General features: G+C 55.8%; 10 protein-coding genes. 6 read left to right on the forward strand and 4 right to left on the reverse strand.

Translation table 11 applies throughout. The annotated features are described in order from the left end of the window. On the reverse strand, positions 1-319 hold a 319-nt coding region (locus tag ACILQA_RS08270), incomplete at its 3' end, for a tRNA-dihydrouridine synthase (protein ID WP_395629270.1). A gap of 82 nt (positions 320-401) precedes the next feature. Here ACILQA_RS08270 and ACILQA_RS08275 point away from each other — a divergent pair. Both ACILQA_RS08275 and ACILQA_RS08280 read left to right on the forward strand, forming a co-directional pair. Further along, positions 402-1,544, forward strand: coding sequence for a bifunctional 2-C-methyl-D-erythritol 4-phosphate cytidylyltransferase/2-C-methyl-D-erythritol 2,4-cyclodiphosphate synthase (locus ACILQA_RS08275; protein ID WP_395629271.1), 1,143 nt, complete (start codon positions 402-404; stop codon positions 1,542-1,544). Positions 1,545-1,546: 2 nt separating this feature from the next. After that, a complete protein-coding gene (locus ACILQA_RS08280) occupies positions 1,547-2,059 on the forward strand; it encodes a CinA family protein (RefSeq protein ID WP_395629272.1) in 513 nt (170 codons plus the stop codon). Here ACILQA_RS08280 and ACILQA_RS08285 read toward each other — a convergent pair. Together ACILQA_RS08285 and lipA are read right to left on the reverse strand one after the other, a co-directional pair. Next, positions 2,023-2,481, reverse strand: a complete 459-nt coding sequence (locus ACILQA_RS08285; RefSeq protein WP_395629273.1) for a type II toxin-antitoxin system RatA family toxin — start codon at positions 2,479-2,481, stop codon at positions 2,023-2,025. The two genes, ACILQA_RS08280 and ACILQA_RS08285, sit on opposite strands and share 37 nt — an antisense overlap. Positions 2,482-2,489: 8 nt before the next feature. Further along, positions 2,490-3,416: a lipoyl synthase gene (gene lipA, locus ACILQA_RS08290; RefSeq protein WP_395629274.1), complete on the reverse strand. Its 927-nt coding sequence runs from the start codon at positions 3,414-3,416 to the stop codon at positions 2,490-2,492. 78 nt (positions 3,417-3,494) lie between these two features. Here lipA and ACILQA_RS08295 point away from each other — a divergent pair, with 78 nt between their 5' ends. The 4 genes from ACILQA_RS08295 to ACILQA_RS08310 are packed head-to-tail and all read left to right on the forward strand — an operon-like array spanning position 3,495 to position 6,015. Next, positions 3,495-4,451: a sodium-dependent bicarbonate transport family permease gene (locus ACILQA_RS08295; RefSeq protein WP_395629275.1), complete on the forward strand. Its 957-nt coding sequence runs from the start codon at positions 3,495-3,497 to the stop codon at positions 4,449-4,451. A 3-nt stretch (positions 4,452-4,454) separates the two neighbouring features. Then, complete coding sequence (locus ACILQA_RS08300) at positions 4,455-4,766, forward strand: P-II family nitrogen regulator (RefSeq protein ID WP_306063591.1); 312 nt, start codon at positions 4,455-4,457, stop codon at positions 4,764-4,766. Further along, the gene (locus tag ACILQA_RS08305) at positions 4,766-5,389 is read left to right on the forward strand and encodes a carbonic anhydrase (protein ID WP_395629276.1); all 624 of its coding nucleotides are present in this window, start codon (positions 4,766-4,768) and stop codon (positions 5,387-5,389) included. The genes ACILQA_RS08300 and ACILQA_RS08305 overlap by 1 nt, the downstream gene beginning before the upstream one ends. Continuing rightward, positions 5,386-6,015 carry a pyridoxamine 5'-phosphate oxidase family protein gene (locus tag ACILQA_RS08310; protein WP_395629277.1) on the forward strand — a complete coding sequence of 210 codons (630 nt, stop codon included), beginning with the start codon at positions 5,386-5,388 and terminating at the stop codon, positions 6,013-6,015. The genes ACILQA_RS08305 and ACILQA_RS08310 overlap by 4 nt, the downstream gene beginning before the upstream one ends. Before the next feature lie 82 nt (positions 6,016-6,097). On the opposite strand, the gene ettA is transcribed toward ACILQA_RS08310, so the two are convergent. Then, on the reverse strand, positions 6,098-7,777 hold the full coding sequence (gene ettA / locus ACILQA_RS08315; protein ID WP_395629278.1) for an energy-dependent translational throttle protein EttA: 1,680 nt from the start codon (positions 7,775-7,777) through the stop codon (positions 6,098-6,100). Positions 7,778-7,842 lie beyond the last annotated feature (65 nt).

Below are 7,842 nucleotides of genomic sequence, written 5' to 3' on the forward strand. Positions count from 1 at the left end.
CGGGGCAGCCCATGTTGATATCGATAATCGCCGCGCCGCGGTCTTCGTTCAGCTTCGCCGCCTCACCCATTTCATATGGTGCACAGCCAGCCAACTGCATCGACACAGGCTCTTCAATCGCATCCCACTCGCATTTTTGGATGCTCTGGCGCGTTTCGCGGATCATCGCTTGGCTCGCGATCATCTCGGTCACGTTTAAGCCAGAGCCAAATTGCCGCACGATTTTGCGAAATGGCATATCGGTGACGCCAGTCATCGGCGCCAGAATGACGGGACAATTGATTTCAATATTGCCGATTTGGATAGGTTTCAGCTGCATTTTCAAAACTTGCCTAAAATTTAGGCAGGCCGTTACCCGCTTTCGGCTTGGCGGGCAAGTGCGCTGTCGCTAGAGCGCGGCTATGGTAACTGTACCCATCACCGTTGCGCTCATTGTCGCCGCTGGCTCTGGAAGTCGCGTGGGCGGGGATATCCCCAAACAATTTCGTCCGGTACGCGGCAAACCCATGCTGCGGCACAGCTATGAAGCACTGTCCGCGCATCCATCAATTTCCAAGGTCTATGTTGCGATTGGCGCGGGCCAAGAGGCCGAGGCTTCGGCAGCGCTGCACGGCCTGCCCGCGGCGATCTTTGTTCACGGCGGCGCGACAAGGCGGGAAAGCGTGCATTTGGGCGTAAAGGCGATTGCAGCCGATGGGGGTGCAGACCGGATATTGATCCATGACGCCGCGCGGCCATTTCTGCCCGGCACGGTCATTGACGACTTAATCAAAGCACTCGACGAAGCCCCCGGCGCTGTCCCTGCCCTGCCCGTTGTCGACAGCCTTTCGAGAGGCGACCAAAATCTGTCCGAAACCGTAGACCGCGAACATCTCTGGCGCATTCAAACGCCGCAGGCCTTCGCCTTTGCCGATATTTTGGCCGCGCACGAAATTTGGGCCGGCGACGAGCCAACCGATGACGCCCGCATGCTGATGGCCAGTGGTGGGCAAGTTCGCATTGTTGAGGGATCAGAAGCGCTCAACAAATTCACCTTTTCAACCGATTTTGCAGGATCGACTATGCCGTCATTTCGAAGTGGCAATGGGTTTGACGTGCATCGCCTTGTTCCCGATGCTGAACTTTGGCTGTGCGGTGTTCTCATTCCGCATGACAAGGGTCTTGCGGGGCACAGCGATGCGGACGTCGCCATGCATGCGCTTACCGATGCGATATTGGGCGCCATCGCCAAGGGCGACATTGGCGACCATTTTCCGCCGACCGACCCGCAATGGCGCGGCGCATCATCAGACCGATTTCTGGCCTATGCGATGCAGCTCGCCCGCGACGAGGGCTATGCCCTTGCCAACGCCGACGTGACCATCATTTGCGAGCGCCCCAAAGTTGGTCCTTTCCGGGGACAGATGCGGCAACGGCTGGCCGAAATAATGGCTGTTGATGTTGATTGTATATCGGTAAAGGCAACAACCACCGAGATGCTGGGTTTTACTGGCCGCGGCGAAGGCATCGCTGCGCAGGCCACCGCTACTTTTGAGAAATATTGATTATGGAAACCGTTTTACCCGCCGATATCGCGCAAATGGCCGCGCGTGTAGTTGCCGAAAACAAGGCCGCTGGCCGCACTGTCGCTGTCGCTGAAAGCTGCACGGGTGGGCTGGTGAGCGCCGCAATCACCGAAGTCCCCGGCAGCAGCGCCATATTGGGCTCTGGCTATGTGACATATAGCAACCAAGCCAAAATGACGATGCTGGGGGTCAATGAAGATATTATCGACACCTTTGGCGCTGTGTCGGTCGCGGTCGCATGGGCGATGGCGCAGGGCGCGTTGAAGAAAAGTGGCGCAGACATTGCCGTGGCGATCAGCGGCGTTGCTGGACCTGACGGCGGAACAGCGAACAAGCCCGTGGGCACGGTTGTCTTTGCAGTCGCGCTGAAAGGGCAAAATCCCGAAGATGTGGTCGGCGATAAGAGAGCCTTTGGTGCAGATAAAAGCCGCGCCGATATCCGCGCCTTTGCAACGCTTTATGCGCTTGAGCTTTTACTGCCGCCTGCGCCGTAAAGTGCATCCGCACGGTCGATAAAGGCCGTTGTCATTTTGCGCAGGGCTGAATCAAAAAACTGTCCGGCCAGTGCCTCAAACACACGGTTGCGGAATGAAAAATCGACGGTGAAGTCGACGATTGACCCGCCGTCCGCGACATCTTCAAATGTCCAAGCGTTATGCAAATGTTTCATGGGGCCGTCGAGATAATCCACGACAATCGACGAATGCGGGGTTTTGACTACCCGGCTGCTGAAGGTTTCCCGAAGCGATTTGAAGCCGACAATCATGTCCGCCAGCATTTCGCCTTCTTCATCCTTGCGAATGCGGATGGCGCTGACCCACGGCAAAAATTCGGGATAGCGCGCAACATCGCCCACCAGATTGTACATCTGTTCCGCACTATGCGGCAAATGACGGCGTTCGTGATGGTGCGGCATTCGGGCTGTTACCGAGCCTTGGCCAATTGCAATGCGCGCGCATCGCGCATTTTCGCAAAATCATCGCCCGCGTGATAGCTGGACCGCGTGAGCGGCGAGGCTGCGACAAGCAAGAAACCCTTCGCACGGGCAATCGCCGCATAAGCGTCAAATGCCGCTGGCGTCACAAAGTCCATCACCTTTGTGTGCTTGGGCGTTGGCTGCAAATATTGGCCCATTGTCAGAAAATCGATGTCTGCGCTGCGCATGTCATCCATGACCTGATGCACTTCCATCCGCTCTTCGCCCAAACCAAGCATGACGCCCGACTTGGTAAAAATGGACGGGTCGTGGCGCTTTACGGTCTCCAACAAGCGAAGCGATGCGTAATAACGCGCACCGGGCCGGATCGTCGGATACAGGCGCGGAACAGTCTCCAGATTGTGGTTGTACACATCAGGCCGCGCGGTAACGATGGCTTCAACCGCGGCTTGCGCCTTGTTCCGGAAATCCGGCGTCAGGATTTCAATCGTGGTGTTCGGTGTGTTGCGGCGCAGCGCTTCGATCACTTTCACAAACTGGCTCGCGCCACCATCGGGCAAATCGTCACGATCAACCGATGTAATTACAATATGTTCAAGGCCCATTTTTGCCGCCGCAATTGCCACATGCTCCGGCTCTAACGGATCGACCGCGCGCGGCATTCCGGTTTTGACGTTACAAAAGGCACAGGCCCGCGTGCACACATCACCAAGGATCATGACCGTTGCGTGCTTTTTGGTCCAACATTCGCCGATATTTGGGCAAGCGGCCTCTTCGCACACGGTGTTCAAATTCAAGTCCCGCATCAGCTTGCGGGTCTCGTTAAAACCCGCGCCAGTAGGCGCCTTGACGCGGATCCAATCCGGCTTGCGTTCGCGCACGGGGCGCTCGGGTATCGATATCGGAACGTTCATGGCGTTCGAATAGCCGCCATGCCTCAACTTGCCAACTGCAACTTGCCTGCTATGGGTTGCAAAATTCGCAAAGAGGCTATGATGATAATCGACACATTGACGTCGCCGGTAATTCTCTTTTTTGTCCTCGGCTTTATTGCTGCCGCACTTAAGTCCGACCTCAGCATTCCCGAAGCCTTCGCAAAAGCCATGTCCATCTATCTGATGGCGGCCATTGGTTTAAAGGGCGGCGTTGAGGTCGCGAATAGCGGGGTCACTGCAGAAGTGGCGGCTGCCGCGTTGGCAGGCCTTGCCCTCAGCTTTCTTTTGCCGGTCATCGCATTCGCTTTGCTTCGCCAATTTGGCGGGCTTTCCAAAGTCGACGCCGGCGCGGTGGCTGCACATTATGGCTCGGTCAGCGTGGTGACGTTCGTTACCGCAAAAGAAATTCTCACCGGACAAGGTTTAGGCCCAGCAGGCTATATGGTCGCCGTTTTGGCATTGATGGAGACGCCGGCCATTATCACGGGTCTCATGCTTGCGCGGCGGGGCGACACAGATACCGGCGAAAAATCCTCCACGCCATGGCACGAAGTCCTCACCAACGCCTCGGTGATGATTTTGGTCGGCAGTTTTGTGATTGGCATTGTCGCCGGCAGCGATGGCTTCGCACCGATCAAGCCGCTGTTCGATACGGGTTTCCGCGGCGTCCTTTGCTTGTTCCTGCTGGATATGGGGCTGATCGCAGCACGGCGGCTCATGCAGTCGCGCAAGATGAACCTTCGCTTGGTTAGCCTCGCTATTGTCATACCTTTGTTAAACGGTGCAATTGGTACCATTGTCGGAACATTGGTCGGTCTGGATGTCGCGTCTGCCGCTGCGCTTGGCATCTTGGCGGCCAGTGCATCCTACATTGCTGTTCCGGCGGCGATGCGGCTTGCCCTACCCAAAGCCGACCCTGGCATTTACCTCAGCATGTCACTTGGCGTGACCTTTCCCTTCAACATCATCTTTGGCATCAGCATTTTTGCGGCATTCGCCAAAGCAATAGGATGATTTATGATTCAAACTGTCAGCCGTAAGCGGATCGAAATTCTGGTGGATACGCCGCTTGTGCCGCGGGTTGTCGCGCAATTGAAAGCGGTCGACATATCTGGCTGGAGCGTGATTCACGTCGATTCTGGCGGTGGCCGCGCCGGTGCATGGCAAGATGACGATGTCACGGGCGCAAGCGCCAAAACCATCGTGCTGGTCATCGCATCCGAAGCCAAGACGTCCGGCTTGATTGAGGCGATTGCCCCATTGCTCGACAGCTATGGGATGTTGCTCACCATCGGCGATGTGCAGGTTGTGCGTGGGGAAAGATTTTAATGCCCGAATTTGCTGTGCTGGTTGAAGGATATCGCCGCTTCAAATCCGACGCTTATGTCCGCCAAAAGGCGCGCTATGATGAGCTCGCCAATGACGGTCAGGCGCCCCCAATCATGATCATTTCCTGCTGTGATAGCAGGGTCGATCCAGCAACCGTTTTCGACACAAAGCCCGGCCAAGTGTTCGCGTTACGCAATGTGGCAAGCCTTGTTCCGCCTTATGAAATAGGCGGCGGTTTGCATGGTGTGTCCGCTGCCATTGAATTTGGGGTAATGGGATTGGAAGTGCGGCACATTGTTGTGCTAGGTCACGCCCAGTGCGGCGGCATTAAAGCATCATTAGAAGGTGCGAATATCGGCCACGGGGGGCACAGCTTCATTGATGGCTGGGTCGACATTATCCGCCCTGCCCGCGAAAAGATTTTAGCATCAGCCTCTGACGACCCCCAACATGATTTGGAACTGGACGCCATAAGGGTGAGTTTGAAAAACCTGCGCACATTTCCATTCATTGAAGAGCGCGAGCAATCCGGCCAGCTGAAGCTACATGGTGCCTATTTCGGCATCGCCGACGGCATCCTTCACGTGCTCAACGACCAAACTGACCAGTTTGAGGCTCAATGACCCATCAGGTCGCCTTGCCCGCCTTTTATAACGACCTTGACGCGAGTTTTGCCGAAGCGTGGAATGTCGTTGCAGCCGGTGTAACGGACCGGAACAGCCCCGCACACACGCCGACCGTCGGTACCGTTGATGCGGACGGCACGCCACAATTGCGCATTATGATATTGCGCGCGGTGTCGCGTGATAGCCGAAGCTTGCGCTTTCATACCGACGCACGGTCCGACAAGACCGCGCAACTGCGGGACGAGGCGGCTGCCAGTATTTTGGTCTATGACCCTGCGGCAAAAACGCAGATCCGGCTATCCGGTCGCGCCCACATTACCTCCGATGGCGATCTTGCAGATACGGCCTGGTCCGGTTCAACGCCATTTGCCCGCCGCTGTTACATGGCCGAAGCGGCCCCCGGCACGCCGATTGCGCAACCTTCGTCAGGATTGCCCGAATGGATTGAAGGCAAACAACCGGAAGAACATCAATTGGCCGATTACCGAGGCAATTTTGCGGCTTTGATGTTTCAGGCGGACAGCATCGAATGGCTATATTTGGCCAATGCAGGGCACCGGCGCGCACGGTGGCAGTGGGACCAAACGCAAAATCTATGGCTTGGGAACTGGCTGGTTCCCTAAACCGCGTCACATTATCCTAATGGCCAAAGCGCCCTCCTCTGCTGCATTGGCGTTGCAGAGGAGGGTTCGCTTCATGCCATCATTAACGCGTCATCTTTTTATAAGTTGCGCGATGTGGGCGAGTGGCTTCGTCGCCAAGGCGGGCGATTTTGTCTTCTTCGTATGATTCAAAGTTGCCTTCAAACCATTCGACATGGCTGTCGCCTTCAAACGCAAGGATATGCGTTGCAAGACGGTCAAGGAAGAAGCGGTCATGGCTGATGACTACGGCGCAACCTGCGAAGCTTTCCAACGCTTCTTCGAGTGCCGACAATGTTTCAACGTCCAAATCGTTGGTAGGTTCATCGAGCAGAAGCACGTTGCCGCCTTGCTTCAACATCTTCGCCATGTGCACGCGGTTGCGTTCACCGCCGGACAATAGACCAACCTTTTTCTGCTGATCGGTGCCCTTGAAATTGAACGCACCGACATAAGCGCGGGTCGGCGTTTCATGCTTGCCCAATTTCATAAAGTCTGCGCCGCCGGAAATTTCTTCCCACACATTTTTGTTGGGGTCGAGATCATCGCGGCTCTGGTCGACAAAGCCCAAACGGACGGTTTCGCCGATTTCCACTTCACCCGAATCCGGAACTTCCTGACCGGTGATAAGGCGGAACAAAGTCGATTTACCCGCACCGTTTGGACCAATGACACCAACGATGCCGCCTTGCGGAATGGTGAAGGACAGATTTTCAAAGAGCAATTTATCACCATAAGCCTTGGTGACATTTTTGACCTCAATAACCTTGCTGCCCAAACGCTCCGGGATTTGAATGACAATCTGCGCCTTGCCCGGTGTGCGGTTTTCCTGCGCCTCGACCAGCTGGTCAAAGGACTTGATACGCGCTTTCGATTTGGTTTGCCGGGCCTTTGGACTTTGCCGGATCCACTCCAGCTCATCCTTAATCGCCTTTTGACGGCCGGCGTCTTCACGCGATTCCTGCTCCAGACGCTTCGCCTTCTTTTCGAGATAGGTCGAATAATTGCCTTCATAGACAAAGTAACGACCGCGATCGAGTTCGAGGATCCAGCTAACGACATTATCCAAGAAGTAGCGATCGTGGGTCACGAGAATGACGTTGCCCTTATAATCGACCAAATGCTTTTCCAGCCACGCAACGGACTCTGCGTCCAAGTGGTTGGTCGGTTCGTCGAGCAGCAATATGTCGGGCTTTTCCAGCAAAAGCCGCGTCAGCGCGATACGGCGCCTTTCACCGCCCGAAAGGCTGGTGACGGGGCTGTCGCCGGGAGGGCAACGTAGCGCGTCCATAGCGAGCTCCAGCTGGCTATCGAGCGACCAGCCATCGACGGCATCAATCTTTTCCTGAAGCGTGCCCATTTCTTCCATGAGCGCATCAAAGTCGGCATCCTCCGGCGGATCGCCCATGATGGCCGAAATCTCGTTAAAACGATCCACAAGATCGGCAACCGCGCGAACGCCGTCCATGACGTTTTCCTTGACCGTTTTGTTCGGATCAAGCTCTGGCTCCTGCGCCAGATAGCCGACGCGGATATGTTCGCCGGGCCACGCTTCGCCCGTAAACTCTGTATCCATTCCGGCCATGATTTTCATCAGCGTGGATTTACCCGTGCCGTTTGGCCCAACGATGCCGATCTTTGCATCCGGATAGAATTGCAGATTGATGTTGTTGAGGACGGGTTTGCTTGCGCCGGGGAAGGTTTTCGTCATTCCCTTCATTACGAAGCTATATTGGGCTGCCATGGGCTTTAATTCCTGTGTTGCATTACTTTTGATTTGGCCGCTTCCCTAGCTATCTGCGCGTTTCG

Origin of the sequence: Sphingorhabdus sp. (genome assembly GCF_044239005.1) — a bacterium.
Taxonomy (GTDB): domain Bacteria; phylum Pseudomonadota; class Alphaproteobacteria; order Sphingomonadales; family Sphingomonadaceae; genus Sphingorhabdus_B.